The 24565-nt window shown below is 65.1% G+C and carries 28 protein-coding genes and 1 pseudogene; 11 read left to right on the plus strand and 18 right to left on the minus strand.

Annotated features, from left to right (window positions below; genetic code table 11):
- Positions 1-33 precede the first annotated feature (33 nt).
- The 4 genes from ACO055_RS01290 to ACO055_RS01305 are packed head-to-tail and all read right to left on the minus strand — an operon-like array spanning position 34 to position 6243.
- Positions 34-831: a phosphoadenosine phosphosulfate reductase family protein gene (locus ACO055_RS01290; protein ID WP_422060808.1), complete on the minus strand. Its 798-nt coding sequence runs from the start codon at positions 829-831 to the stop codon at positions 34-36.
- Entirely contained in the window at positions 831-4199 is a 3369-nt protein-coding gene (locus ACO055_RS01295) for a hypothetical protein (RefSeq protein ID WP_422060809.1), read from the minus strand. Before ACO055_RS01295 ends, ACO055_RS01290 begins: the two co-directional genes overlap by 1 nt.
- An 11-nt stretch (positions 4200-4210) precedes the next feature.
- A complete protein-coding gene (locus ACO055_RS01300; RefSeq protein WP_422060810.1) occupies positions 4211-5116 on the minus strand; it encodes a DUF4007 family protein in 906 nt (301 codons plus the stop codon).
- Positions 5113-6243, minus strand: coding sequence for a cysteine desulfurase family protein (locus tag ACO055_RS01305; protein ID WP_422060811.1), 1131 nt, complete (start codon positions 6241-6243; stop codon positions 5113-5115). The genes ACO055_RS01300 and ACO055_RS01305 overlap by 4 nt, the downstream gene beginning before the upstream one ends.
- Before the next feature lie 170 nt (positions 6244-6413).
- On the opposite strand from ACO055_RS01305, the gene ACO055_RS01310 reads away from it, so the two are divergent.
- Positions 6414-6764 (plus strand): hypothetical protein, encoded by a 351-nt coding sequence (locus tag ACO055_RS01310; RefSeq protein WP_422060812.1) that lies wholly within the window; start codon positions 6414-6416, stop codon positions 6762-6764.
- Positions 6765-7323: 559 nt separating this feature from the next.
- Here the strand turns inward: ACO055_RS01310 and ACO055_RS01315 are convergent.
- Positions 7324-8040, minus strand: a pseudogene (locus ACO055_RS01315) (RES family NAD+ phosphorylase); the annotation flags it as partial.
- Positions 8003-8386 (minus strand): antitoxin Xre-like helix-turn-helix domain-containing protein, encoded by a 384-nt coding sequence (locus ACO055_RS01320; protein WP_422060813.1) that lies wholly within the window; start codon positions 8384-8386, stop codon positions 8003-8005. The gene ACO055_RS01320 and the pseudogene ACO055_RS01315, both read right to left, overlap by 38 nt.
- Positions 8387-8530: 144 nt before the next feature.
- Between ACO055_RS01320 and ACO055_RS01325 the strand changes: the two genes are divergently transcribed.
- Complete coding sequence (locus ACO055_RS01325) at positions 8531-9202, plus strand: alpha/beta hydrolase (RefSeq protein WP_422060814.1); 672 nt, start codon at positions 8531-8533, stop codon at positions 9200-9202.
- Between the two features lie 52 nt (positions 9203-9254).
- Here ACO055_RS01325 and ACO055_RS01330 read toward each other — a convergent pair whose 3' ends face one another.
- The 4 genes from ACO055_RS01330 to ACO055_RS01345 form a co-directional block, all read right to left on the minus strand.
- Entirely contained in the window at positions 9255-9509 is a 255-nt protein-coding gene (locus tag ACO055_RS01330; RefSeq protein WP_422060815.1) for a DUF3606 domain-containing protein, read from the minus strand.
- Positions 9506-10024, minus strand: a complete 519-nt coding sequence (locus ACO055_RS01335; RefSeq protein ID WP_422060816.1) for a DUF1543 domain-containing protein — start codon at positions 10022-10024, stop codon at positions 9506-9508. The genes ACO055_RS01330 and ACO055_RS01335 overlap by 4 nt, the downstream gene beginning before the upstream one ends.
- Positions 10021-11691: an FAD/NAD(P)-binding protein gene (locus tag ACO055_RS01340; protein ID WP_422060818.1), complete on the minus strand. Its 1671-nt coding sequence runs from the start codon at positions 11689-11691 to the stop codon at positions 10021-10023. The genes ACO055_RS01335 and ACO055_RS01340 overlap by 4 nt, the downstream gene beginning before the upstream one ends.
- A gap of 72 nt (positions 11692-11763) precedes the next feature.
- Positions 11764-12111 carry a hypothetical protein gene (locus ACO055_RS01345; RefSeq protein ID WP_422060819.1) on the minus strand — a complete coding sequence of 116 codons (348 nt, stop codon included), beginning with the start codon at positions 12109-12111 and terminating at the stop codon, positions 11764-11766.
- 193 nt (positions 12112-12304) lie between these two features.
- Here ACO055_RS01345 and ACO055_RS01350 point away from each other — a divergent pair, with 193 nt between their 5' ends.
- Positions 12305-12865: a type 1 glutamine amidotransferase domain-containing protein gene (locus tag ACO055_RS01350; RefSeq protein WP_422060820.1), complete on the plus strand. Its 561-nt coding sequence runs from the start codon at positions 12305-12307 to the stop codon at positions 12863-12865.
- Positions 12866-12894: 29 nt separating this feature from the next.
- Positions 12895-13149, plus strand: coding sequence for a hypothetical protein (locus ACO055_RS01355; protein WP_422060822.1), 255 nt, complete (start codon positions 12895-12897; stop codon positions 13147-13149).
- A 9-nt stretch (positions 13150-13158) separates the two neighbouring features.
- Here ACO055_RS01355 and ACO055_RS01360 read toward each other — a convergent pair whose 3' ends face one another.
- Both ACO055_RS01360 and ACO055_RS01365 read right to left on the minus strand, forming a co-directional pair.
- On the minus strand, positions 13159-13506 hold the full coding sequence (locus ACO055_RS01360; protein ID WP_422060823.1) for a hypothetical protein: 348 nt from the start codon (positions 13504-13506) through the stop codon (positions 13159-13161).
- Between the two features lie 16 nt (positions 13507-13522).
- Positions 13523-13813 carry a hypothetical protein gene (locus tag ACO055_RS01365; protein ID WP_422060824.1) on the minus strand — a complete coding sequence of 97 codons (291 nt, stop codon included), beginning with the start codon at positions 13811-13813 and terminating at the stop codon, positions 13523-13525.
- 146 nt (positions 13814-13959) lie between these two features.
- Between ACO055_RS01365 and ACO055_RS01370 the strand changes: the two genes are divergently transcribed.
- Together ACO055_RS01370 and ACO055_RS01375 are read left to right on the plus strand one after the other, a co-directional pair.
- Positions 13960-14142, plus strand: coding sequence for a DUF3606 domain-containing protein (locus ACO055_RS01370; protein WP_422060825.1), 183 nt, complete (start codon positions 13960-13962; stop codon positions 14140-14142).
- Positions 14139-14411 carry a hypothetical protein gene (locus tag ACO055_RS01375; RefSeq protein ID WP_422060826.1) on the plus strand — a complete coding sequence of 91 codons (273 nt, stop codon included), beginning with the start codon at positions 14139-14141 and terminating at the stop codon, positions 14409-14411. Before ACO055_RS01370 ends, ACO055_RS01375 begins: the two co-directional genes overlap by 4 nt.
- 21 nt (positions 14412-14432) lie before the next feature.
- Here ACO055_RS01375 and ACO055_RS01380 read toward each other — a convergent pair whose 3' ends face one another.
- From ACO055_RS01380 to ACO055_RS01395, 4 genes are all read right to left on the minus strand, one after another.
- Positions 14433-15341 (minus strand): endonuclease, encoded by a 909-nt coding sequence (locus ACO055_RS01380; protein WP_422060827.1) that lies wholly within the window; start codon positions 15339-15341, stop codon positions 14433-14435.
- Between the two features lie 39 nt (positions 15342-15380).
- Positions 15381-15722 carry an alpha-ketoglutarate-dependent dioxygenase AlkB gene (locus ACO055_RS01385; RefSeq protein ID WP_422060828.1) on the minus strand — a complete coding sequence of 114 codons (342 nt, stop codon included), beginning with the start codon at positions 15720-15722 and terminating at the stop codon, positions 15381-15383.
- Positions 15723-15848: 126 nt separating this feature from the next.
- A complete protein-coding gene (locus ACO055_RS01390; RefSeq protein WP_422060829.1) occupies positions 15849-15974 on the minus strand; it encodes a hypothetical protein in 126 nt (41 codons plus the stop codon).
- The gene (locus tag ACO055_RS01395; RefSeq protein WP_422060830.1) at positions 15971-16480 is read right to left on the minus strand and encodes an SOS response-associated peptidase family protein; all 510 of its coding nucleotides are present in this window, start codon (positions 16478-16480) and stop codon (positions 15971-15973) included. Before ACO055_RS01395 ends, ACO055_RS01390 begins: the two co-directional genes overlap by 4 nt.
- Positions 16481-16535: 55 nt before the next feature.
- Here ACO055_RS01395 and ACO055_RS01400 point away from each other — a divergent pair, with 55 nt between their 5' ends.
- A complete protein-coding gene (locus tag ACO055_RS01400) occupies positions 16536-17153 on the plus strand; it encodes an SOS response-associated peptidase (protein ID WP_422060831.1) in 618 nt (205 codons plus the stop codon).
- Entirely contained in the window at positions 17150-17584 is a 435-nt protein-coding gene (locus ACO055_RS01405; protein ID WP_422060832.1) for a DUF1810 domain-containing protein, read from the plus strand. The genes ACO055_RS01400 and ACO055_RS01405 overlap by 4 nt, the downstream gene beginning before the upstream one ends.
- Positions 17585-17642: 58 nt before the next feature.
- On the opposite strand, the gene ACO055_RS01410 is transcribed toward ACO055_RS01405, so the two are convergent.
- Positions 17643-17819: a hypothetical protein gene (locus tag ACO055_RS01410; RefSeq protein WP_422060833.1), complete on the minus strand. Its 177-nt coding sequence runs from the start codon at positions 17817-17819 to the stop codon at positions 17643-17645.
- A 122-nt stretch (positions 17820-17941) separates the two neighbouring features.
- The gene (locus ACO055_RS01415; protein ID WP_422060834.1) at positions 17942-18580 is read right to left on the minus strand and encodes a retropepsin-like aspartic protease family protein; all 639 of its coding nucleotides are present in this window, start codon (positions 18578-18580) and stop codon (positions 17942-17944) included.
- Between the two features lie 130 nt (positions 18581-18710).
- Here ACO055_RS01415 and ACO055_RS01420 point away from each other — a divergent pair, with 130 nt between their 5' ends.
- From ACO055_RS01420 to ACO055_RS01430, 3 genes are read left to right on the plus strand one after another with little or no spacing between them, the layout of a single operon-like run.
- Complete coding sequence (locus tag ACO055_RS01420; RefSeq protein ID WP_422060835.1) at positions 18711-19505, plus strand: ImuA family protein; 795 nt, start codon at positions 18711-18713, stop codon at positions 19503-19505.
- Positions 19405-21231 carry a DUF6504 family protein gene (locus ACO055_RS01425; protein ID WP_422060836.1) on the plus strand — a complete coding sequence of 609 codons (1827 nt, stop codon included), beginning with the start codon at positions 19405-19407 and terminating at the stop codon, positions 21229-21231. Before ACO055_RS01420 ends, ACO055_RS01425 begins: the two co-directional genes overlap by 101 nt.
- Positions 21228-24449, plus strand: a complete 3222-nt coding sequence (locus ACO055_RS01430; protein ID WP_422060837.1) for an error-prone DNA polymerase — start codon at positions 21228-21230, stop codon at positions 24447-24449. Before ACO055_RS01425 ends, ACO055_RS01430 begins: the two co-directional genes overlap by 4 nt.
- The last annotated feature ends 116 nt before the right edge of the window (positions 24450-24565 follow it).

Here is a 24565-nt window from a genome sequence, read left to right on the forward strand (position 1 = left end):
TCTCATGATTAAGCGCGGCTTCCCAAAGACTGGCTAGATCGAGCAGATCAGGCAGCCTTCGGGCTCCTGCTCCTCGACTTCGGCTCCGCCCAACACTGCGGTGAGCGGCAGGTTGACGCGCTTGGCCGCACGGCGAGCTTGGCTCGCTTCCCAGTTTCGTTCGATCTCTTCCATGCGTTCGGGACGTTCCAGCTCGGAAAGCGATTCCTTGCTACACCATGTGAAACTCTCGCTCACTTGCGCGCTCCGCACTTCATACTCCTTGGCGCGCTCGAACAGGTCGGGGTGTTTGCGCTTGAGGCGGACCCATTCGATCTTCTGCTGATAGAAGCAGAAATAGCAGCCGGACCTGGAGCGCCCCCACTCCATATAGGGCGGAAGGCCGAGGCCACTGTCCTCGAGAATGCGTATGATGTCGGCGCGAACCAGCCCGTCCTCCTGGAACGGATAGACGGCCGTGATATTGGGCTTGGTGCTGATATAGCCGACGCGCTTCTCGTCGGCCCGAAGGCCGACATAGTTGATGGTCGGATCGTCGCCGATATAGGCTTCGAACGGTTTCAGCTTCAGCATCTTGGTGCACCAGCGCCGGTGATTGGACGGCAGCATGTCCCCATAGACGGCCAGCCAATGCTCGAACGTATCGTCGGGCGTCGTGCGCGTGACCGGCTGGCCAAGGATGCTCTCCAGCCTCGCCATATAGTCGTAGGTCTCCGGGAGCTCCTTGCCGGTGTCATGGAAGATATATTCCATGTTGGGCACGCGGTCGCGAAGATATACGGCGAGCGCGGCGCTATCCTTGCCGCCCGACAGACTAAGGATATGTCTCATCAGGCGCGACCCCGGTCGGCATTTTCGATGCCCTGGGCCTCAGCATCGCCGCCTTCTTCCATCGCCCTGAGGGAGACGAGCGCGGCCAGCTTGTCAAGGGACAGTCCGGCGTCCACCCCGAGCCGTATCGCACCGTGCAACGCGATTCTCTCGTCCTCGTTCAGGTCGGCGGTATCGACGATTACGGCGCGCTCCTCTCCGTCAGTTCGTGTCAACGAAATGCGAACGGCAGCGCCGCCTTGCTGACCGCACCCGAAGGCCGTAGCCTCCACTCGCTGGAACTGGCCGATGAGATTGGCCAGGCGCGACTGCCATAGCTCTACATCCTGGGCGAGCCAGCGTGCCGGAGGCTTGCCGATCACCGCGCCCCCGATGGCCTCGATCCACGGATCATCCGGCAGGGCATCGTCTGCGACCCGGATCACGAATGTCCGTAGTTGCTGCTCTTTTACGCGCCAGTTCAGCTGGGTGGCACGCTGACCAAGATGTGCGCGCGCCTCCGCGTTCAGACCCGCAAGAAGTTCGCCCCGCATCGTTTCCAGAAGCTTGGGGTAACAGGCGCGCAACTCGGTGATCGCGCTGTCGAGGGTCCGAGCGAAGGAGGCCGCGCGAGGATCGTCGGTCGCATCGTCCGTGCCGAAGGGAGCCTCACCGCAGGCCAGAGGCAAATCGACAAACAGGAGATCGATGGGGCTGCGCGCGCTGGTCAGCTTCTTGCGGACCTCGCGCGGAATGCCATCGAGTGTTGCCGAATGTTGAACGTGAAATGGCAGGTCGACGGCAAACCGGATCAGCGGATCAACTACCGCGCGGATGCCGCTTTCGACGACCGGCTGGTGAAGAATCTCCGCCAGTCTTTGGAAGACGTCAGCCCGGACGCCCACTAGCGCCGCCCACTGCAGCTCGAAATGCTCCGGCGATTTCAGGATACGCATGAACGCGGCACCATCGAGCTTCGTGCAATAGGTCCCTCGCTCGAAAAGTGAAACGCGGTGACCGGCGGCAACCAGGGCGGTTGCGAGCAGGATCGGTGCCAAGCCGCGGCGAACGCCATAGGGCTTTTCTTCGACCAGCGTGTAGAAGTCGATCAGAGGAATACGAACGGTATCGCTGGTCAGCAGCGAAAAGATCGCGTCGATCGCCGGCAGGAGCCGCAAGGGATCGTCATCCGGCCGCGGCGGCGCGATGATCCAGCGGCCCTCTTCTTCGCGGTGGAGCCGGCCTTTGCGCATGAGCGAGAGGTAGAGGGCCCGTTCCGGCGGGTTTTTGCCGGCCTTGAAACCGAGTTGCGGGTCTGCCGCACTGGCAAACATCTGCTCGATCAATCGCTGCCGTGCGCCGGCGCCGGCGCTGGTAAGACTGTGGCGGTTGACGAGCTCGTTCTCCACCAGCGGTGCAAGCTCATAGAGAGCGTCGCACAGGTCCGAAATTTCGGTGTGAATTGGGGTGTGCAAGACCGATTTGGCGCCAGCGTGGAACCTGTCGACTTGCTCCGTCGGCGGCTTGCCCCGAAGACCCAGCAGCGCCTCCAAGGCCCCGACCAGCCTCGTCTCAAGATCGGCCATGCCGCGCTCGATCTCGGCCAGCGCATGTGCGTCTTCCTGCAGCGCCGCTGCATGGGTGATGACCCAGCGGTGACGCAGGAGGTCAATCATTGCAGGGGCCAGATCATGAAGTGGCGGTGAAACGAGCGCGATGAGAGTCTTGTGCTCTCCCGTCGCCTCGATCGACCAGGCATGGGCGACCCGCCTGTCTTCTTCGCTGCCGCAAAGGATCGCCGTAACGCCGCCGTCGGCGTCGCGGTGGCCGCTGTATCCGGACAGCGACGATGCATGTGTGCAGCGAAGAGCGAACCGGCGGTTCGTGCCGGTCATCACCGAATGCCGGCGCGCAAGCACATGGCTTTGGATAGGCAGCGACGCCAGGTGGCGCGGCAATTCCCGAAGGACCGATCGGGCTTCGATTTCTTCCTCGGCCTCAGCCCAGATACGCGAAAGATCGACGCGGCGGCTGGTCCAAAGGCGAAGGTCAGGGCGGCCTGGACGTTGGAAGAGGAGGCCGCCTTCGGTCAGACGTGCGATGGCGCCTTCGACATCGCTTTGAGAATGGGCAGGATCGAGGCAAGCCGCGACAGTTGCCGCAGTCGCGGCGAGATCGGGCGCGTCTATCAGGTTGAGAACGCCGACCGTCTTCAGAACCGCAGTCTCCGTCGGATCGGAATCGGCTGCCCTGTCGAGCACGGCCTCGATGCGGCTCCAATCGCCGGCGCCGCTACGGCTGGTCAGCCTGTGCCCGAAGGACGACGCTATAAAATCAAAGAATTGTGCGATGTCGTAAAGGTTGTCACCAACTCTCGTGGCGGCGGCGAACGCGCGCAGGCTGTTTGGTTCCTCGCTCTGGGCGAAACCGAAGAGCGATCGCTCGTTCTGGCCATATGCCGCAAAGAAGCGGGCCATGACGGGAACGGCGGCCGGATGAATAGGCCAGCATGGAAGCTCTTCGGCGGCGCTCTTGGGCCCGAGCCAGCCAAGCGCCCGGACGCGGCGGGTTGCGCCGGTGCACTCCTTTCGAATCTTGGTGGGCAGGGCAGCCGTATCGACGGCGAGCGCGGAGCTCAACAGCGCCGCAGTATGAGAAAGCGGATGATCGAAAACGAGCTCTTCGAAACGCTCTGCGACCTTTTCCCATTCGGTACGGCGCGAGGTCCGCCAATCTTCGGCGTAGGACTGGAAGCCCTTGTGCAGGATCAGGATGACGCCAAGCGGCGCGTCGCCCGAGCGCGCGGCCGTCTCCGCCAGCGACTGGAGCCGAAAAATGTCAAATCCCTCGGCTTCGCCCGCCGTCTCGAGAAATTTACCCATCTCGTCGATCACCAGCAGAAGGCCATCGAACTTGCCGCTGGCACGAAGCGCATCGCGCAGGCAAAGGATGGCCTCGAAAGGATCGCGCAGATCGCGAAGCTTCGTCGCGTCCGCGGCGGAAACGTCTGCGTCGCCGTCTACTGCGGCGGCTATCGCGGCCAGAAGCGTTTCGGAGAAACCCAGTCGTGACCCGGTTACGAGGAGTGGGTACATCCTGGGGCACTGGTGCGCGAGCTTTGCCAATGGCATCGAAGGATCCGCGATGCGGGGATCCAGCATTTGGACGATGGCGAGTGCGAGCGCCGACTTGCCGACGCCAAAGTCTCCCAATATGCGCCAGGCGCGCCGGGTCGACCCGGGTTTCATGCCAGACAGGACTTCTGATGCACCCCGTTCGAGCCAGGGCGTCAGGACGAATGAGCGCCCCGCCGACGGGTCCTTCGCGTCCCGTTCAAGCGCGACGGAGCGATAAAACAGCCCGGGTCTGCCGAGGAGTTCGCTGATCATCGCTCTCTGCTTCACGCGTAAATCTCCCTCAGCCGGGCCTCGAGGTCGAGTGGCGCAGCTGCCGTTATTATTCCCGCGTCGCCCGACGGGCGGTACGTCCAAAGATGCGACGCTTGCTCGACATGATCCTGCAGATCCTCGACACGGAGGCGCAAGGTCGCGCCGGGAGAGCCCTCTGCGTAGGCAAGGTCGCGGAACGTCATGATGCTCTCGTTCGCACGCCGCTTGGCCCAGAATGCGGTCATGGCATAGTCGACGACCCTGCCGCCGACATCGTCGAGGCCGCTCGTATGCAACCCGAAGACAGGCTCGGCACGATCTGCTCCGCCGCGCCGGCGCCCAAGCCGTCTGAGGATGCCCAGATCGACCAACGGGCCATCGAGCGTGTCTTCGGGTGATGTCGAAGACAGCGACCCCACATAGCTGTGCAGAAAGATGTCGGCGTGCTGCAGAAGCGTGACGTCGCTGTGATCATAGCCCAGCCGTTCGCCCTCCATGCGCATCTCGGCAAGAAGCTCGCTGCGCGTGAAATCTGGGCGCATCCGTCTGAACAATATGTGTCGCCACGCAAAGAGCGGGGCCTCGATGGCAGTCGAAAGCTCCCAGTGGAGCAGCCACTGCGTCTCTACCCTTTCGAGATAGCGGTCATAACCATCCTGACCGAAGATCGCTTCGCCGAAGGGGAGGAGCTCCCACGAACCGCCTTTGGCCGACGCAACGTTGAAGGCCTCGAGCCAGAACCGTAGCGCTCGCACCATGTTCTTGCCCAGGCCGAGCTCGAAAATGGCGGCTTGGTCGTCGCTGAGAGCATCCGGATCCCTTGCAATGAGTCGGACGGCCTTCGGCAGCCAAGCAAAGCGGCAGGCAAAGGTTTCATGCCCGCTGAAGCGGGGACGGATGGCTAGGGCGGCGGTCATGCAACTCTCCGGGCGGGGGCTTGCGCATTCAGGGCAGGGGCGAGCAGTTCGACCGCCCGATCTACATCTTCGCTTGTGTTGAAACGGCCAATCCCGACACGCACGGCGCCTTCGCGAGCCCAATCGGGCAAGCCCATTGCAGTCAAGACATGAGACGGCGCCTGCGCGCCCGACTGGCATGCAGCGCCGGTCGAGACGGCCAGCGCTCCCCAAAGCCGGGACACGACGGCATCGCCGGGAATATGCGGGGACGAAATATGGAGGCTGCCGGCGATGCGCTCGGCGTCGGCTCCGTTCACCAGCAATCCCGGCACGGCCGTCATGAGCCGGCATTGAAGATTGTCGCGAAGGCACCGAATGCGCGCTTCGTCGAACTCGCTTTCTTCTGCCCTTAGCTGCACGGCAAACGCGAGTGCGATCGCCGACGGCGTGTCCGGTGAACCAAAAAGGCCGTGCGCCCAGTCGGCGGCACCACCGTGAAGTTCTCCAATCAATGCGCCGGTCCGGCGCGGGCCATAAATCTTTGCGCCGCTGAGCACGATCAAGTCAGCGTCCATTGTGTCGGCGATGTCGATCTTTCCCGCAGCCTGACTGGCATCGACCAAGTGGCGGGCACCCGCGCGCCGCGCCATTTCGCGAATAGCTGTTACGTTTGTGACCGTGCCGACCTCGTTATTCGCGGCCATCGTGCAGAGAAGATCGACGCCGCGGTCGAGGGCCGCCTCCACCGCATCCATGCGCACCAGTCCGCAGTGGTCGACGGGCAACGTCTCGAATATGATGCGTCCGGCACGTTCCGCCTGCCCGAGCGCGCTTAGCAGAGCGGGGTGTTCCGCAGCCGATGCCGAAATTTGGGGTAGACGCCCGGCGGTACGAAAAATGCAATCTTCAACCGCGAGCCACAGTGCGGCCGAAGCGCCAGGCGTAAAGCAAATCGACCGGCGCGACTGGCCGAGGGCCTTCAGAATTTCGGACCCGGCCTTGTCGATAGCCTCTTGCGCTTCGACACCGTCGCTATGCTCGGTGCTATGCGCATTTGCGCCGAAGACAAGCATGGCCGAACGATGGCAGTCAGCCACTCGCGGGTCGACTGGCGTTGCCGCCATATTGTCCAGATAAATGCTCAAATTTTGCCCGCCCGACATCAGTTGGCCGACACGCTACACGACGGGGATTCGGAGGTCACCAGCCTTTTGGCTCACCTTGGCGCAAATCATAAGATTGTTGCCCTGTGTGACCTTTTTCCCCGACTAAATCAGCGTTTCGCACGGTCGCCTGCGGCTGGAGATATTGGAAAATGCGAAATGCCGACTGGTCTGGCGACAAATCGATATTGTTGATGGAGCAATATCTCCGCGCTCCCAGTGCTGGCAAGAATCACCCCGAGGTTCACGCCATGTCGGCTTTGCTTCGGTCCGCAGCGATGGATCCAGGCGAGGTTGGGACCAGCTACAGGAACGCAGCCGGCGTCGCGAGACAGTTCGGCAATTTCGGACGAAAATATCCGTCAGCTCCGCCGGATCGAGGCATTCACCTGACGCCGGGCGGCGCGGTCTATGCCGCGATCCGGCGCAGCTGGCGTTATGCGCGTTCGGCGGTGACAGTTCCCGCCGACGGTATTGACCGGGCGGTCCGTATATCCGTCTGAGATGATGATCCCGGCATAGTCGAGGGCGAGCGGTCACGGGTAATGACGACGGACGTCCGGCTGGAGGAGCGCGGTGAGGGTAGCGGGGTCGGGCTCGCGGAGCGTTACGGGGGCAGCGTGGAGCTCGACGAAGCCGAGGCTGGAGGGCCTGTGATCACGGTGTCGCTTCCCACAGCGCATTTGATCGATCGGCATTGCTGAGGATATAGAGCGCGGCATTTGAGGAGCGTGCTCTGGCCTCGCAGGCTCGGCCAGGGGTCGCACTGATGCTGGGCCGCGCGGCACACTTGGCTCGCTATCCTTGCGGGGCGGCGGCTAGGCACTGGCGCGCATCGCACGCCGCCCCGCCGCGGGCTCGCCAAGAGTGCGTTTGTTCGGCCCTCCGGGCCAGCATCTGCGATGTGAGGGTGGGGAATGAAGTAAGCCCCGCCACATCTCTGCGGCGGGGCTTCCCTAGATTGCATCCGAAGATGCGATCAAATTCTGCCATTCTTTCGTCTGGACAGGTTAGTGAAACGTCCGCGATCGACGATTGGTTGCGCGCCTTTCGCCACCCCTCGAAATTTTTCTTCTCATAGACCGTGCCGATCGTCTCGCCGTCCCAGACATAGCAGAGATGCCGCTCCTGCCGGCAATGCGCGAGCAGGCGGGGCCGGAAGGCGGCGGCGCATTCGCCGCCTTGCTGGCGGACGCTCCGGTAGCGGATGCCATCGGACCCGGCTTCGCGCAGCCCGGCTGCGAGCCCCTGCGAGCTGGCGTAGCTGTCGGGATAGTAGAGATGGGGGTGGCTGTCCGCATGGCCGCGGAGGTCGTGGAGGTTTGCGGTAAGGTCGACCGCATAGACCCGCATGTCGATCTCCTGCGCGGGCTCGTCGGTTGCGGCCAGGAATTGGATGCGGTGATGTTTGGTCTCGGCGATCGCAGTGTCGATCGTGAGACCGGCGTAAAAGACGCCGAAGCTGCCGTCCGAAAAGCGGCTGCCATGTGGGTTAAGATGGGTGAACGCCGCCATGATCGGCGTCGTGCCGGGGCCGGAGACACGGTCCTCGGGCGGCACGAGGGCAAGGTCGCCCGCCTCGTCGCGGAGGCGGTCGTTGGTCATCGCCTCGATCAGGAACACGGCCTCGAGGTCGGCCGGATCGGCGACCTTGTCGAAAAGGCCGACGGGCGGGAAGCGGCTCGGGATGATGCGATAGCAGGGCGACCAGCGCGTCGCGGTAACGGGAATGTCCAAGGGATCAGCCGCGCTGGCCGTCGATATATTGCCGCACCACATAAAGATCGGCGACATTTCCAGACGCCATGCGGTCGATCGCGGGCTTGCCGCCGAAGAGCGGCGCCTTGTTCGGCTTGCGGATCCACGCGTCCGCCGTCTTCGGTACGAGGATCTGAAGCCCCTTGTAGATGCCCATCACATAGGAAATACGCTCGAGCGCATCCTTGGCGAGCGCCGCGACTTCGCCGCGCTTCCAGTTATGAAAGGTCGAGCGGCTGTCGAGGCCGAGCAGCTTCATCTGTTCGGTCTCGCTGAGATCCCACGCCTCGGCGATATTGAAAAATGTGCGGAGCGCAGGGCCGGTCAGCTCCTTGCGGTCCATCGCCTTGATTGTCGCGGTCGCCATATGGGCCTCCTTGGATGCCTATATGTTCCTTAAATGGATTAGTTACAAGTTTTGTTCCGAAAAGAAACTTTGAGAAGTGATGTGGCGTTGGGATGAGGCCGATGGTGTTGCTGACATATGGCTACCGATCCCCATATAGGCGGCATGTCCTTTTTGAAGATTGTGAATGGCGCCAGCATCCAGCCGCGCTCGGGCGGCGCCCCCAGGAAGATCGTCTTGCTCCTGCACGGTTTCGGATCGAGCGGGACGGACATGATTTCGCTCGCGCCGCAGTGGCAGGAAGCCCTTCCGGACACGCTGTTCCTCGCGCCGCACGCGCCGCAGCGCTGCAACATGATGGGAGCCGGCTATCAATGGTGGGGTCTCTCAGGCTTCGCCCCGTCGGCGCTCGCGGCCGGCACCGCCTCAGCCGCTCCGGCGATCGACGCCTTTATCGACCGCAAGCTCGATCAATATGGCCTGACCGAGGCGGATCTCGCGCTCGTCGGGTTCAGCCAGGGCACGATGATGGCGCTCCACATTGGACTCCGCCGTCAGCGGCCCGTGGCGGCGGTGGTCGGCTATTCGGGAATGCTCACCGGAACGCTCGGGCTCGGGCATGACAAGGGCGCGAACTCTCCGCCGGTGCTGCTGGTGCACGGGACCGCGGACCCCGTCGTCCCGATCGCGGCGCTCCACATGTCGGAGAGTGAGCTCAAGCGGCTCGGTGTCGACGTCACGACGCATATATCCTACGGGGTCGGTCACAGCGTCGATCCCGTCGGACTTCGGCTTGGCCGCGATTTCGTGGCGGAGGCGTTCGGCCGCGCTGCGTGACAGATCGCAGGTTTCGAGGGGGCGATTTCGGGATACGCTCGGCCGGGCGCGTTCAGTCTTCGGGACCGAACCAGGTCCTGCTGTTCTGCAGATAGTCGCGGACCGCGTCATGGCGCGGACCGACCACCGCCACCGCGATCAGTATCCGCGGCTGATGCACGCCGAATAGGCGCGACCAGGCGCGCATGGCCGCCGGATCGCTCCGGTTGATGATGCCATCGTCGGGCAGTCCAGCCGCGGGGAGAGGCAGCAATATGGCGCTGCGTTCGCGGACGTCGAACGCTGTTCCAGGGAAAGGCGCGGTCATCGCGGCGACCGCACGCGGATCGGCGTATAGTCGCAGGTGAAGACAAGCTCCTTGCGCGCCGCGCTCGGCACCAGATGGACATGGAGCTGAAGCCGCGCAACGCTCTCGCCGAGCGCGATCGCCTGCTCGGCTTCATACATGTCGTCGCGATGGGGCTCGCGCCACCCGGCGGCGCATTTCAGCGCGCGCGCCTTCGCTTTCGGCACGCTGTCGGCGACCACGAAGACATTCTTGTGCTTCTCAAGAAACTCGCCCTCGGCATAGCCGCCGAGGTTCACATAATAGAGGCGCTCGGTGCCTGTGAATGGCTCGGGCTTCAGCAGGACATCATAGCCGTCGACCTGGTCGATTTCGGCCCAGCAGTCGATATGGAGGCTCTTCGGAATGCCCCACCACTGGCGGCGCAGTTCGTCATAGGTCTCGGCAATCGACGGGGCGACGACAAAGCGCATGTCGTGCAGCTCGATATTGGCACCCTCGATCTCGCCCCCGATGTAGATCGCGAACAGCTTCATGCGGCAATCTCTCCTTCGTCCGAATGGCGGGCGGCCGACCTGTCGCTTGCGAGCGCGGCGGCAAGTTGCTCGGCGACCACCAGGCCCATCTCGTGCGAGCTGGTGATGCCCTGGATGAAGGGGTGGCGGCCCAGCAGAAACGGCAGACTGAGACAGAAGAGCTGGTCTTCGGGGATATCGTCCGATACCGGGTGGAACAGATCGTCGATCGCGATCCCGCGCGAGATGCCCGGCGCAGCGCCGGGCGCCGCGTCGCGCACGATGCCTTGCTGGAGAAGCGAGGGGAAGGGAAAGCTCTTTGCCTGCAGGGGACGCTGGCCGGTCGCCTCGATGAAGACCGGAAAGGCATGGCGCTCGCCTTGGGCCATGACGAGAGCGCCGCCTTCGGGACGGTGGCTGTCGATCCGGTAATCGTCGCCGATGGCGAGGACATCGAGCTTGCCGGCCCGGTGAAGCGCAATCATCCGTTCGATCGATTCATGCGGGACGGTCGCATAATCGTCGACGAACACAGGTTTGAAATGCTTGGCGAAGCGCCGATACTCTTCGGTGTCGAGGTGCGGGACGATCAGCGCCAGGACCTCGTGCATACGCAGGATCGCATAGCGCCATGGCACCGTATGCTCGGTCTCATAATTGTGTCTGGCTTCCGCGAGGTTCGCTTCGGCCCAGGCGAAGGGGTCGGCTTCGGCGCGATCGGCGAAGTAGGTCTCGCAGAAATCCTCCAGTTCGAGGCGTGCGATCCCGGTCCTCGCGGCATAATCGGGATCGGCAGCGATCAGCTCCTGTTTGAAAAGCGCGAAAGCGGGATCGAGCAGCAGACCATCGGCGGTGATCAGCGCCTCCATGGCCTCGGGCGTGCAGATCGAGAGCGGCTCATAGGGAAGCGGCGCGAAGAAATCGGCTTCGGGGAGCAGCCCTTTTCGCGACATCATCGTCATATGGAACGCCTCGGTGCCCGCGGCGGGCTCGTAGCGGAGACCGGCGCCGCCGTCGTCGACGAACGCGCCGTGCGAAACCGCGAGCGCGACGGCCGCGTCGATCGCGCTCAGCGAGGTGCCGCGGATGCCGATCCTGGTGGGGACGATGTCGGCGAGAGCCGAGGCGGGCCACGGGCTGAGATAATAGCCGGGCCGGACCTCGGGATTCTCGGGCCATTGATGGCCCGTCGCGAGGACGACATGGTCGAAGCGCGCTTCGCTGATCGTGCCCGACCGGGAGCGAACGCTGAGGACCATCGCGTCCGGCTCGCTTACCGCATCGACCACGCGGCACCGGGTCCGCACATCGACCGATATGCCGCGCGCCTTCGCGCGTTCGAGCAAGGCCTGGAACTGGTCGGTGAAGAAATCGCCGAGCGCGAGACGAGGGTAGAAGGTTCGCTCGCCGATCTCTTCGGGATCGATGCCAAGCGCGACGAGGCGGCTTGCCGGCTGCGCGCGCAGCCAGTCGATCAATGTCGTCTCGAGCGCCGGGATCTCGATGCTGGCGATGTTCGAGAGCATCGCCGGATCATTCCACCCGGGTCGATAGGGCGTGCCGCGCCCCGCCGTCGGCTGCTCCTCGAATATGGTAAGCGCGAAGGGCGGAGGGCTTTGATCGAGAAGGGCGTGAAGCGTGTAGATGGTGGTCGGGCCGGCGCCGACGAACGCGATCGATCTGGTCATCGTTCTACAATGCGCCGCGTGTGGAAAGGGTGCGAGAATAGCCGGGGATGTGGGAATATTTATCGCGCATTTTCATGGCTGCAATGCTTCGAGGCTCCTGTACCATTCGGCATAGGGCGTGTTCGTCGCCATGCGCCGGTTATAGTCCGGCGCGCCATCGTCCCACCATACCGGCCCGCGCTCGCCGAGCGCACGCTTCGTCTCGTCGACATCGGCGCGGGCCTTTCGCAGGGCAAGCTTGGCGTCGGCCAATTTGGCTGCACCGACGGCACGCCGCGCCGTCATCAGGCGGTCGACGAGATGGGTGCGTTCGGCTTCGCCGAGGCGCGGGTCCGACAGGCGCCAGAGCCGGCCCCTCACGACGAAATAGCGTCCGTCGGGCGTTCTGGGATAATCCTTGCTCGTGTCGGCGTCGGCCAAAGCGGTCCTTCCCCGTCTGTGTCGCACCCCTGACGGAGGCGGCAGCAGGAGAGGGAAGAACCTCGGTCGGTCGGTCCTGGTTCCGCAGGCTGGTCCGCCCTGCGTGCGGCCCGGGCCGTCGCTTCGCCTCGCAGGGCGAGGCAACGTCTCGCCTCGCAGGGCATTGTCAGTTGGACAGCGAAAGGAATTTCCCATGGCCGACACCGCAGACCTCGCCGCGTGCCGCATCCTCATCATGGCGACGGACGGCTTCGAGCAGTCCGAACTCGAAGTGCCGCTCGAGCGTTTGCAGGACGCCGGCGCCGAGGTCGAACTCGCGTCGCTCGAAGCGGGAGAGATCACTGGCTGGGACGAGGATGACTGGGGCGACGAGATCGAGGTCGACTTGTTGATCGGCGAGGTCAACGTCGACAATTATGATGCGCTCGTGCTGCCCGGCGGTCAGATCAATCCCGACCTGCTGCGTGTCGAGGAAAGCGCACTGTCGGTCATCCGCGACTTTGCCGCCGCTGGAAAGCCTGTCGCGGCGATCTGCCATGCGCCGTGGCTCCTGATCGAAGCCGGACTCGCGAAGGGGAAGCGGATGACCAGCTACAAGTCGATCCTTACCGATGTCGCGAACGCCGGCGCCGAGGTGGTCGATGAGGCGGTCGTCGTCGACGGCAATTTCATCACGAGCCGTTGCCCCGACGATCTCGAGGCCTTTTGCGACGCGATCATCGCAGCGCTTGCCGAAAGCAAGGCGCCTGCCTGACGCCGCGCGCCGCTCTCGAGAGCCACCGCATGTCGGATGATTTTCGTAAAGGCCAACGCGACGGCCTGCGGCTCGCGCTGGCAGTCCTCGCCGCGGAAGAAGCAAAGTGGGAAGCCTTGCTAGGCGAAAGCTGCTCGTGGCGGACAAACAATATCCGCGAGGTGCGGCACAAGACGCTGCAGGTTGCTCAGACGCGCGTTCAAACGCTTCTCAACCGGATGACGCCGAAGGACGAACCGAGAGACGCCGAACTGGTCGCGGCGCTCGAAAAGGCCGGCCTCTAGCATCATTCGCTAGCGACTGCCCCCGACCGGTGCGTCGGCACCTGTGTTCGGTCCGGTGTCCGTGGCGACGGGCTTGTGGCCGCCGCCGCCCTGCGGATCATCGTCATAGTCTTCGGGGATGCCGCCGCCGCCGGCGCCAGCGCCGCTGCCGCTGACGGGTCCGCTTCCATGCTTGTCCGCGCGCTTTCCACGATTGGCCGCCGCGACATCTCCGTCGTCGCGATCTTCCTTCGGATAGTCCTCGGGCCTCGCGGTGCCGACATTGTCGCGGTCCTCGACCTTTTCCTGCGGCAACGATCCGGGCGTGGGCTGGCCTTTCGCGGCGCCGTCGCGATCATCCTTATGCGCATCGGTCATGATCTGTCCTGGCTCTTCAATAGGTCGCGGGCGGGTCGCTCGCGGGAAAGGATTCATCGGCTGCCTGATCGACACTGTCCCAGCTGCGGCGCGCGTCGCTGCGCATGCCGTCGGGGCCGGCGGAGCGGGTCTGGTCGAAATTCTCAGGGTCCGTTTCACTGTCGGCGAACGCGGCGGAATGATTGTCGTGCTTGGGGAATTTGGGCCCCGTCCTGCGCGTGAACCAGTAGAGCGCGCCTAGGACGGCAACGCCTGTGATCTTGCCGATGCCCGAAGACCTTGTCTGATGTGTCGCTGCCGATGCCATTGCTGTCTCCTTTTCCATGAAGGAAACGAGGGCCCGTTAGCAAAGTTGCCGTGCGGCACTCGGTTCACCCCAAATCGGGCGCACTATCTGCCGGCAACTTGCGGCGGGCGGCAGCGTTGATTGGAGAGAAGCTTGAGGAAGCCGACATGACCGATGCTCAAACCAGTATGCGTCCGCTCGCCAGCGACCGGATCGATCTGCGCGACCCCGTAGCGATCGAAAGCTGGATGGCTCATCTCGCCGTGGGCGAGGATGAGCTTCGCGAGGCGGTCGATGCTGTCGGCACCTGCCCGGGCCATGTTCGCGACTATCTTGGGATCCGGATATGACCGAAGCGTTCGACCGCGCCGCTACCGCGCCAGTCGAGCGGGTTGCCCGCGTTCTCGCGGGCCATGCGCTCAGCCGAAACGGGGAAGGCGATATGGCGTCTGCAGTCGAGGCGGTCGACGCACTCTGGCCCGATTACAGCGCGGCTGCGCTCGCGGTGCTGCGGACCTTGCGCGAACCGAGCGGGCGAATGCTCGCAGTGGGCGATGCCGACATCTGGGATCGCATGATTCACGCGGCGATCGAGGACGAAACGATCTCCGAAACCTGATAAGCCCCGCGCGCAGACGATCTAGCGCGGCGTCCGTGCCGCGATCGTCACCGACACTGGACAATGATCCGAATGATGGGCCTCGCCCGGCGCATAAAGCGTTTCGGTGAAAGCGAGCAGGTCTTCGCCCGCGCGCTTGTCCAGAACGATATGGTCGATGAAACTGTCGTAGCGGGGATCGCACTTCGGCGCTGCGCCTTCGTCGGCAAGCCGCAGGTCGGCATTCTTAGGGTCGCCGTCATCGATCTCGCGCCAGACGCTGTCGCCGGGAAGGCTGAGGCGGCGGTTCCAGTCCCCGAGCACGGCGAACCGGTCAGGTCCGCGTGCGGCAGCATCGATCCACGCTTCGAGTGCCGGTATCTGTTCGAGCAGGACGGGACAGGCTTTGGCGTCGCTGCCTGCGAAGCAGCCTGACTTCAGGTGGACGCCGAGAAGGCGGATTGGCTTTTGCCCTCGCGGGCGGAGCGTGATGTCAACGCCCGAGCGCAGCTGCGCATTGCCGAGCATGAGCGAGGTCACATCGGCGTGACGATCGAACGGGATGCCCTTGCGGATCGCGAAGCCGACGGCCTGGCGGATGACCCGCTGCTGGGGGTATTTCCCGCCGCAAGTGCCGCCCGGTGCGCCCGGCCGCTCTTCCATCACGATCGTGAAGCGAGCGGGATCGAAGACGCGCGCCGCTGCAACAGGGCTCTCGGCCTCCTGAAACGCGATGACATCGGCATCGAGTCCGTCGGCGATGCGGCGCATCGCGGCATAATCTTCCGGCGCGCGCGGCGCACAGCCGTCGCCGTCCTTCTCGGCGAGAAACTCGAGGTTCCAGCTCGCGAGGCGGAGCGGAGGCTCGGGCGCGGGCGCGACGCTAGCGGGCGCCGACGCACAGGAGGCGAGGGCCAAGAGGAGCGCGGGCAGACTGAACATACGAAACATGCGGGGCTTCTGCTCTTCTCGCGTCATGACTTCAATCGCTTAGCGCAAGCTTCGGAAGGTGATCGACCAGCGCGGCACTTGCATGGGGGCGATGCTATGCTCCCAATCGTCGCGGGCTTCCCCCTGCATATGATAGATGGAGCGCGGCTCGAGATAGGCTGTGGCGCGCTCGAAGCCTGTGAGGGTCCGGCGCCGGAACCGCATGGTCGCCGGCGCGCCGAGCGACAGGCCGATGACATGTTCGAAGACGGGGCGATCTTTGTGCCAGCCGATGCCGGCACCGATCCCGTAGTGAATGATCAAGGCTTGCTCGAGGGCGTCGGGATCGAGGCCGGCGAAGGCGGCGGCGCGCGCGCGGGCGGGCTCGAGCCACAGCGGCATCGGGTCGCCGGGGGTGAAGCGGCCCGTCTGGAAGTCATAGGTCCAGCCGAAGGATCGCGTCAGCCTCTTGCCTTCCCACTGCTGGAACTGGAACGGCGTGAGATCGGCGGCTTCGATCCGGGCGATCTATTGCCGCTCGTCGATGGCGTCGATGACATCGTCGGCGGCGGTAAGACCGGGAAGGAGCGAGGGGCCGAAAAGGTCGGGCTGGGATGCGGCCCGCGGTGCGCTGGCGCCGGCGTTTGCGGTCACAGCGGCAGCGAGGCTTGCGCGCGGAGCGGCTCGACGAACAGCGTGTGGCGGGGCGGCTCCTCGAACAGCTCTTCGTTGGGCAGCGTGCCGTCGAGCCAGTGCATGACATTTCGGCGTTCGACGATGACGCCATGGCGCGACTGATAGGGGATGACGTCGGCTCCCGCGGGGATCGTGAGGATGCGGTAAGACAGCGGCCAGTCGGCGAGCGGCGGATCCCAGACCGCCGCGAGATAGAAGAAATTGCCGCTGTCGAGCGTCACCCGGTAACGATGGTCGCCGGTGCCCATCCGGAACTCGGAGGCAGGGATCAGGCAGCGGCGCTTCGGGAAAGCCCGGCCTTCGGACCGGACGAAACGGTAATTGATGCCGTCGGAAAAGCGCGGATCGCTTCCCCAGACCGCATCGACCATTTCGATCTCGCTTTCATCCTCGGGATTGCGTCTTATGAGCGCACGGCGACCATCGGGAGACTCGGGGTCGAAAGGTGTTGGCGTTGTGGCCATGCGTGGAACATAATGGGAACGAAGATGAGTCGCAAGGGCCAGGGGACCGCCGCGCATGTGCAATGATTATCGGCTCGAGGTCGACATCGCGTCGATCGCCGAGGATTTCGACGATCTGAAAATCAAGATCGACACGCCGGAAGGCATGCCGAACGTCCCGGCTCGCGAGGACATCAAGATCACCGATGTTGCGCCGATCGTGAAGGGCGCGGACGGTGCCGCCGACGGCGAACTCGTCAACCGGCGCTGGAGCTGGCCGGGGCAGGGCGGACGGCCCGTCTATAACGTCCGTTCGGAAAAAAGGTCGCTCGACGAGAACAGATGCCTGGTCCTGTGCGACGGTTTCTACGAGTTCACAGACCCGACCGACAAGACGCAGAAACGTCTCGATAAATGGCTTCTGACGATGAAGGATCATCGCTGGTTCTGCATGGCCGGCATCTGGCGCGACAGCCATGTCGGCGAGGCCTTCAGCCTGCTCACCATGGACGCGGGACCCGACGTCGCGCCCTATCATCATCGCCAGATCATCCCGCTCGCCCGCGACCAGTGGGCGGCGTGGCTCGACCCGCGCGTGCCCGCTGCGGACATCCTGCAATGGCTGCCGGCGGGCAGCCTCGAGGTTCGTCAGGTTTTCGGCAAACCCCCCGCGCAGGGAGCCTTGGCGCTATGAACGACCCCGGAGACCTTGAGCGCTTCGTCGAAGCGCAACAAGAGAGTTATGCGCGCGCGCTCGCCGAAATCGGCCGAGGCCAGAAGCGCTCGCACTGGATGTGGTACATCTTTCCGCAGCTCGCCGGGCTCGGGCGCAGCGCGATGGCACAGCGCTATGCGATCGCCGATCTGGATGAGGCCCGCGCCTACCTAGCGCATCCGGTGCTCGGACCGCGATATGTCGCATGCGTCTCCGCGCTTCAGGACCTGGTCGGAAGCGATCCGGTCGCCGTGTTCGGCGGAGTCGACGCGGTGAAGCTTCGCTCGTCGCTCACCCTGTTCGAAGCGGCGAGCGCGCGCCCACTGTTCGCAGCAGCGCTGAATCGGTGGTTCGGCGGCGAGCGCGACGCGAAGAGCCTCAAGCGATTGGGCGCGGGCGGGACCGACTGAGGGGCAAAAAAGAACCCGCCGAAGCGGGTTCCAGGTTCCCATGGGAGGGAGGCGTCTCTTACTTTTCGGTGCCGGGAGTGCCCGGCTTCGGCGGCTTGCCATCTTCGATGCGGCCTTCATTGCGGAGGTCGCGGCCTCCCTGTGCGCGGCGCTTGGCCTCGGAGGAATCGCCCTTTTCGTTGAGCTCTTCCTTCACATAACCGGCGGCTTCTTTCGCTTTGCCTTCGATGCTCATGATAATCTCCATCTGCTGTGACGGAGAAACTGGCGAGCAGCGACGAAGTTGCCCCTTCGAGCACGACTATATTTTCGAAGAGCGAGGAAACTTTGGAGGTTTTCCGGGGTTACGCGGGCCGGTTACGACCTGCGGTCTGAAGAGCCGGTTTTCGGTTCGAGGATCAGGGTACGGCCCTCGACACGCCAGCTATTCAGCTGCGAGAGGAAGTTCATCCCCAATATGTCGGTATCGCCGAGCGTCGGCGAGATGACGACCTTGAAGCGCGTTACCGTGATATTGCCGATATCCAGCCGGTCGACGGTGGCGGCCTTGGCGCGGACCGTGCCGTTCGCCGTCTTCATGAGCAGCGGCACAAGCGTGTCGTCCGCCTCGACGCCCGTCGCCGTCGCCGTGGCCTGCGACAGGGCCGTGACCGTTGCCCCGCTGTCGATAAGCATGCGTCTTTTGTCGCCGTTGATCCTGACCTCGGCCCAGAAATGGCCGTCGCGGCTCATGGGAATACGGACTTCGTCGCCCGCGACCTCCTGCCGGTCGAGTCCGAGGCTCGCGGTGATTCGCGAAAGGTTCGGATCGAAGGGGGCCTGCTGGAGAACGAGATAGATGCCGAAGGCGAGGAGGGCGAACGAGAAAAGCCCGCGAATGACGCGCCCGACATAAGGGATTTTGAACAGGATGATCAGGATCAGCGCCGCGCCGACCGCATAGACGACGAGCTGGTTGCTGGAAAAATGGGGGGCAAGATCTGTGGGGTCGGGCATCGGTTTATTCGCCCGATTACAGCGCCCAAGGTGTCGCGTCACTGAATGATCCACAGCCTCTCGTCGCAGGCGCCTTGACGGATGTTTCTCGCGGGTGGAACATATAGAGAACATTTGAGTCGATATCACCATGAGCGCCACGCCCATTCCCTTGCTCCGGCCCAGCGCCGAAGAGCTTGCCGCGCTTCGCGAAGCGGTCGCGCGCGTCGCCGCGTCGCGCGGCCCGGTGCTGCCGTTCGGCGTTGGACCGCTCGATCACCTGCTAGCCGGCGGCGGGCTCGATAGCGCGGGCCTCCACGAGGTCGCGGCTGCGTCGGCAAGCTGGAGCGACGATGCCGCGGCCACCCTGTTCGCTGCCGGGATCGCCGCGCGCTTCGCGGCGGCGCCCGGCGTATCTGCGATCTGGGCGCTGACGCGCTTCGATCTTTACGCGCCGGGACTCGAGCAGGCGGGTCTCGGCCCGGATCGCGTGCTTTATGCGCAAGGCCGGAATGACAAGGAACTGCTCGCTATGTGCGAGGACGCGCTGCGCGACGGGTCGCTCGCCTGCGTTGTCGCCGAGGTGAAGGCAGCCGATCAGACCGCGACGCGGCGGTTGCAGCTGGCGGCATCGGAGGGAAACACCCCGATGCTGCTTTACCGCCGCTACCGGCGGTACGGGCAATGCCCGCTCGCCGATCCATCGCTCGCGATGACTCGCTGGCGCATCGGAACGCTGCCGTCCGGGCGGCTTGCATCGCCGGGCGTCGGGCGCGGGCGCTGGTCGGTCGAGCTGGTCCGGCAGCGCGGCGGCCCGCCTTTCTCCCTCGAACTGGAGGCGTGCGATGACCAGGGTCGCCTCGCTCTTCCTGCCGCAGCTGGCGATCGAACGGCTTCGCCGGGACGCGCGGATGCGGCAGGCGGAGCGGTCAAGCACGCCGCCTGAATCGGCGCGGCAGAGGCCGCCGATACCCGAGTTCGTCGACGACAATCCTGGCACCTGTTCGGTGCCGCGGGGCGGCGGCTGGCGTCCGGGCGCACGCTGGGCACAGGACGCAGCGCCGCCTGCGCGGGCCGATCGGTCGGCGATTGATGCCTTGCCGGCGCACCAGCGGCCGACGATGCGCGAGCTTGGACGGCGCAGCGAGGCGGCCGCGCCGGTGTTCCGGACGCTGCGGTCCGATGACGGGACTTCGGGGAGCGTCGCCGCTCCGCTGCCGCCTCTCTGGGGTGTGCGACCCACGATCGTCGTCGCGCGAACGGGGCAGCGGGAGATCCTCACCGCCGTCTGCCCGGCGGCGCTCGATCTCGGTCTCGCGCCCGGCATGGCCGCGGCGCATGCGCGCGCGCTCGTATCCGACCTCGATATACTCGATGCCGACCCCGCCGCCGATCGCGGCTGGCTCGACCGGCTCGCGCTTCACGCGGCTCGGTACTGGACGCCGACGGCGGCGGTCTCGGGAAGCGATGGCCTCTGGCTCGACCTCTCGGGGACGACGCACCTCTTTGGCGGCGAAGAGCGTTTCGCGGCGCGGCTGCTCGGTTTCCTGAAGCGCTTCGGCTTCACCGCGCGTGTCGCGATCGCCGGGACACCCGGCTCCGCTTACGCGCTCGCGCGTTATGGCGGCCGGGCGTCACTGGTCTTGCCGGAAGGAAAGGAGGGGGAGGCGCTCGCGCCTTTGCCGCTTGCGGCGCTCCGGCTGGCGCCGGAGGCGCTCGCCGCGGCGGCGCGGTTCGGGATCGAGAGGATCGCCGATCTCTATCCGATGCCGCGCGGGCCGCTGGGCCGGCGGCTCGGCCGCGCCGCGGTCGAGCGGCTCGACCAGGCGCGCGGGTTCGTGCCCGAGCCGATCATCCCCGTCATACCGTTCGAGATGCCCGAGGCGCGGCGCTCGCTTGTCGAGCCGATCGGGACGGCGGAGGCAATTGAACAGGTCATCGCCGACCTGCTCGCCGATCTCTTACCCGGAATGCGCGAGCGCGGCCTTGGCGCGAGGACGCTCGTCCTTCGGTGCGCCCGGCTCGACATGGGCGAGCAGTTCATCACGGTCGGGACGGCGCGCGCGACGCGCGATGCGAAGCATCTGCTACGTCTATTCAAACTGCGTATCGACCGCATCGAGCCGGGCCTCGGGATCGAGGCGATGGCGCTCGCCGCGCCGCAGGTCGAGAAGCTGGGGGCCGAGGCGATCGGCGGCGCGGCCTTCGACAGCGGGCCGCGAGCGCCCGACCTCGCTCCGCTTGTCGATGCGCTTGCCGGCCGCGCGGGCGAGACGGCGCTGTTCCGGCTCGGATCGATCGAGAGCGACGTGCCAGAACGTGCGATCGGGCGCGCCAAGCCCCTGGCCAAGCCTGCCGGCTGGCCGTCGTGGCCCCGGCCCATCCGCATGCTCGCGCGGCCCGAGGCGCTGTCGCGGGTCGTCGCCCTGCTTCCGGACCATCCGCCGCGCCGCTTCGCGTGGCGCGGGCGGAGTTATGCGGTGGTCGCAGGCGATGGCCCCGAGCGCATCCATGGCGAATGGTGGCGCCGGCCCGGTGAGATGTGGGCCGTGCGCGATTATTTTCGCGTCGAGGCGGAGAGCGGCGAGCGTTTCTGGCTGTTCCGCCGCGGCGACGCCACCACCGGCAATACGGGCGACCTCAGCTGGTATATGCACGGCATCTTCGGATGACAGCGCCGGCGACAATCCCCGCGACGACCTATGTCGAGCTCCAGACGACGAGCCATTTTTCCTTTCTGCGGGGGGCCTCTTCGCCCGAAGAACTGTTTGCGGCCGCCGCGCTGCTCGGCCATTCGGCCCTCGGACTTTGCGATCGCGGGAGCGTCGCCGGGATGGTGCGCGGCCTCTCGGGCCAGGAGGCAACCGGCGTCCGGCTGATCGCCGGGACGCGCGTCGATCTTCGCGACGGACGCTCGATCCTGCTTTATGCGACCGACAGGCCTGCCTGGTCGCGGCTGACCCGGCTGCTGAGCCAAGGCAAGGCACGCGGCGGAAAGGGCAATTGCTGGCTCGACTGGCCGGATATCGCGGCCAGTTCGCAAGGCCTCGTCGCGATCCTCCTGCCCGATGCCGCCGACGAACGAACACGGCTGGATCTTGCCGAACTGCGCGGCGCCTTCGGCTCACGCGCCTTTCTGGCGCTGTCGCTGCGGCGCCGGCCCGGCGACTTCGCGCGCCTCAGCGCGCTCGACGCAATGGCGCGGGATCTGGGGGTGAGGAGTGTCGCCTGCGGCGACATCCTCTATCATGCGCCCGAGCGCCGACCTCTCCAGGACGTGCTGACCGCGATCCGCGAAAAGACGACGATCGATGCGCTCGGCTTCAAGCGCGAGCGCTTCATGGACCGGGCGATGAAGTCGCCTTCCGAAATGGAAAGGCGCTTTGCGCTCTTTCCCGATGCGATCGCGGCCACCGCCGATATCGCGGCGATGTGCCGCTTCGATCTCGGCGAGATCCGCTACCAATATCCCTATGAGCAGGTGATGGAGGGGCGCTCGGCGCAGGAAGCGCTGGCGGCGCTGACCGAGGAAGGCGCCGCGCGCATGTTTCCGAGCGGCATTCCGCCCGCCTACCGGCAGCAGATCGATCATGAGCTGCGACTGATCGGAGAATTGAATTACGCTCCCTATTTCTTGACGGTAAATTCGATCGTCGCCGAGAGCCGGCGTCGCGGGATATTGTGCCAGGGGCGGGGGAGTGCAGCGAACAGCTGCGTCTGCTTCCTGCTCGGCGTGACCTCGATCGACCCGATCAAGCACGAGCTGCTCTTCGAGCGCTTCGTGTCCGGCGAACGCAAGGAGCCGCCCGATATCGACGTCGACTTCGAGCATGAGCGGCGCGAGGAGATCATCCAGTGGATCTACGAGACCTACGGCCGTCATCGCTCCGCGCTGACCGCCGTGGTCACGCGTTACCGCACCCGCGGCGCCGTCGCCGAGGTCGGGAAGGCGCTCGGCCTGCCGCGCGATCTCACCAAGATGCTCACCGGCCTCGTCTGGGGCTGGTCGATGGACGGTATCCCGGAGGAGCGGATTGCCGAGCTCAACTTGAATGCCGACGATTACCGGCTTCGACTATGTCTCGACCTTGCCCGGCAACTGATTGGAACACCCCGACATCTGTCGCAGCACCCGGGCGGCTTCGTGCTCACCGAGGAACGGCTCGACGATCTCGTGCCGATCGAGCCCGCGCGCATGGAAGATCGGCAGATCATCGAATGGGACAAGGACGATATCGACGTCCTCAAATTCATGAAGGTCGATGTGCTGGGATTGGGCATGCTCGGCTGCATGAACCGCGCCTTCAACCTGCTCCGCGAGCATAAGGGCGTCGATGTCGGCATGGCCGACCTGCAGGATGACGACCCGGCGGTCTTCGGCATGATCCAGAAGGCCGATACGCTCGGCGTCTTCCAGCTCGAGAGCCGGGCGCAGATGTCGATGCTGCCGCGGATCAAGCCGAAATGCTTCTACGACCTCGTTATCGAGGTCGCGATCGTTCGGCCCGGCCCGATCCAGGGCGACATGGTGCATCCCTATCTCCGCCGCCGCGAGGGCAAGGAAAAGCCCGAATATCCGAAGCCCGAGCTGCGCGCGGTGCTCGAGAAGACCTTGGGCGTGCCGCTGTTCCAGGAACAGGCGATGAAGGTCGCGATCGTCGGTGCCGGCTTTAGCGCGCAAGAGGCCGACCAGCTTCGCCGCGCGATGGCGACCTTCAAGCTCACGGGCGGCGTATCGCATTTCTACGACAAGCTCGTCGGCGGCATGGTCGAGCGCGGTTATCCCAAGGATTTCGCCGAGCGGACCTTCAAGCAGATCGAGGGGTTCGGAAGCTATGGCTTCCCGGAGAGCCACGCCGCCTCCTTCGCGAAAATTGCCTATGCGTCCTGCTGGATGAAGCATCATCATCCCGACGTCTTCTGCGCCGCTTTGCTGAACGCGCAGCCGATGGGCTTCTACGCGGCCGCCCACATTGTGCGCGATGCCCGGAATCATGGCGTCGAGGTGCGTCCGGTGTCGATCAACGACAGCCATTGGGACTGCACTCTCGAGAAGACGGACGGGCGATATTTCGCGGTGCGCCTCGGCTTTCGCCAGGTGCGCAGCCTCGCCAACATCCATGGCGCTGCGATCGTCGGCGCACGAGGCAATCTGCCCTATGACTGCGTCGAGGATGTGTGGCGGCGCGCCGGCGTGCCGCGCGCCGCGATCGAGCGGATCGCCGAGGCGGACGGTTTTGCCTGCCTGTCCGAGGACAGGCGGCAGGGGCTCTGGAAGGTGCGGGGGCTGGGGGAGGCGCCGTTGCCGCTGTTCGCGGCGGCCGACGCCCGCGAGGCGAGCTTTTCGCCCGAAGGGCTCGAGCCCGTGACCGCGCTGCGCCCGATGACCGAAGGGCGGGAAGTGGTGGAGGATTACCGCACGCTGCAGCTGTCGCTGCGTGCGCATCCCTTGAGCTTCTTGCGGGACGAGCTCGAGCGACAAGGCATCGTCCGCTGCGCGGATCTCGTGAATATCCGCGATGGCCGCAATATCGAGGTCGCCGGCGTGATCCTCGTGCGGCAGCGGCCCGGCTCGGCGAAGGGCGTGCTGTTCGTCACGATCGAGGACGAGACAGGCATCGCCAACGGCATTCTCTGGCCCGACCGGTTTGACATCTACCGGCGGCCTGTCATGTCGGCCTCGATGATCGCGATGCGAGGACGGCTCCAGAAGGAAGGCGAGATCATCCACATCATCTGCGACCGGATTATCGATCATGATGCGCTGCTGCGGCAGGTCGGGCGCAGCGACCTTTCCATTGCGCCGGGACGCGGGGATGGGGCGCGGAATGGGGGAGGTCCCGATAGCCGCGAGCCCGCGCTGCGCGTCCGCAGTCACGACTTCCACTGATGCCCATGGGCCTCCTCGCTCGGGTCTCTCTCCCTCATTGGCCGCCTGATTGCGGGCCTCGGCTCGCCTAATGCCGTCAACCCCCGTCGGGGGTTCGCCCTCGCGTTCCGCTCGGT

The organism is Sphingopyxis sp. (assembly GCF_965227415.1).
Classification (GTDB): domain Bacteria; phylum Pseudomonadota; class Alphaproteobacteria; order Sphingomonadales; family Sphingomonadaceae; genus Sphingopyxis.

Excerpts from the sequence above, each read along its gene's own strand:
- ACO055_RS01330 (WP_422060815.1), bottom strand. The coding sequence starts at position 9,509 with ATGACCGCGCCTTTCCCTGGAACAGCGTTCGACGTCCGCGAACGCAGC.
- ACO055_RS01350 (WP_422060820.1), top strand. The coding sequence starts at position 12,305 with ATGGCCGACACCGCAGACCTCGCCGCGTGCCGCATCCTCATCATGGCG.
- ACO055_RS01380 (WP_422060827.1), bottom strand. The coding sequence starts at position 15,341 with ATGTTTCGTATGTTCAGTCTGCCCGCGCTCCTCTTGGCCCTCGCCTCC.
- ACO055_RS01310 (WP_422060812.1), top strand. The coding sequence starts at position 6,414 with ATGCGAAATGCCGACTGGTCTGGCGACAAATCGATATTGTTGATGGAG.
- ACO055_RS01405 (WP_422060832.1), top strand. The coding sequence starts at position 17,150 with ATGAACGACCCCGGAGACCTTGAGCGCTTCGTCGAAGCGCAACAAGAG.
- ACO055_RS01370 (WP_422060825.1), top strand. The coding sequence starts at position 13,960 with ATGACCGATGCTCAAACCAGTATGCGTCCGCTCGCCAGCGACCGGATC.
- ACO055_RS01320 (WP_422060813.1), bottom strand. The coding sequence starts at position 8,386 with ATGGCGACCGCGACAATCAAGGCGATGGACCGCAAGGAGCTGACCGGC.
- ACO055_RS01300 (WP_422060810.1), bottom strand. The coding sequence starts at position 5,116 with ATGACCGCCGCCCTAGCCATCCGTCCCCGCTTCAGCGGGCATGAAACC.
- ACO055_RS01420 (WP_422060835.1), top strand. The coding sequence starts at position 18,711 with ATGAGCGCCACGCCCATTCCCTTGCTCCGGCCCAGCGCCGAAGAGCTT.
- ACO055_RS01340 (WP_422060818.1), bottom strand. The coding sequence starts at position 11,691 with ATGACCAGATCGATCGCGTTCGTCGGCGCCGGCCCGACCACCATCTAC.
- ACO055_RS01425 (WP_422060836.1), top strand. The coding sequence starts at position 19,405 with ATGACCAGGGTCGCCTCGCTCTTCCTGCCGCAGCTGGCGATCGAACGG.
- ACO055_RS01395 (WP_422060830.1), bottom strand. The coding sequence starts at position 16,480 with ATGGCCACAACGCCAACACCTTTCGACCCCGAGTCTCCCGATGGTCGC.
- ACO055_RS01375 (WP_422060826.1), top strand. The coding sequence starts at position 14,139 with ATGACCGAAGCGTTCGACCGCGCCGCTACCGCGCCAGTCGAGCGGGTT.
- ACO055_RS01325 (WP_422060814.1), top strand. The coding sequence starts at position 8,531 with ATGTCCTTTTTGAAGATTGTGAATGGCGCCAGCATCCAGCCGCGCTCG.
- ACO055_RS01410 (WP_422060833.1), bottom strand. The coding sequence starts at position 17,819 with ATGAGCATCGAAGGCAAAGCGAAAGAAGCCGCCGGTTATGTGAAGGAA.
- ACO055_RS01360 (WP_422060823.1), bottom strand. The coding sequence starts at position 13,506 with ATGACCGATGCGCATAAGGATGATCGCGACGGCGCCGCGAAAGGCCAG.
- ACO055_RS01335 (WP_422060816.1), bottom strand. The coding sequence starts at position 10,024 with ATGAAGCTGTTCGCGATCTACATCGGGGGCGAGATCGAGGGTGCCAAT.
- ACO055_RS01365 (WP_422060824.1), bottom strand. The coding sequence starts at position 13,813 with ATGGCATCGGCAGCGACACATCAGACAAGGTCTTCGGGCATCGGCAAG.
- ACO055_RS01385 (WP_422060828.1), bottom strand. The coding sequence starts at position 15,722 with ATGCCGCTGTGGCTCGAGCCCGCCCGCGCGCGCGCCGCCGCCTTCGCC.
- ACO055_RS01430 (WP_422060837.1), top strand. The coding sequence starts at position 21,228 with ATGACAGCGCCGGCGACAATCCCCGCGACGACCTATGTCGAGCTCCAG.
- ACO055_RS01400 (WP_422060831.1), top strand. The coding sequence starts at position 16,536 with ATGTGCAATGATTATCGGCTCGAGGTCGACATCGCGTCGATCGCCGAG.
- ACO055_RS01295 (WP_422060809.1), bottom strand. The coding sequence starts at position 4,199 with ATGATCAGCGAACTCCTCGGCAGACCCGGGCTGTTTTATCGCTCCGTC.
- ACO055_RS01355 (WP_422060822.1), top strand. The coding sequence starts at position 12,895 with ATGTCGGATGATTTTCGTAAAGGCCAACGCGACGGCCTGCGGCTCGCG.
- ACO055_RS01290 (WP_422060808.1), bottom strand. The coding sequence starts at position 831 with ATGAGACATATCCTTAGTCTGTCGGGCGGCAAGGATAGCGCCGCGCTC.
- ACO055_RS01415 (WP_422060834.1), bottom strand. The coding sequence starts at position 18,580 with ATGCCCGACCCCACAGATCTTGCCCCCCATTTTTCCAGCAACCAGCTC.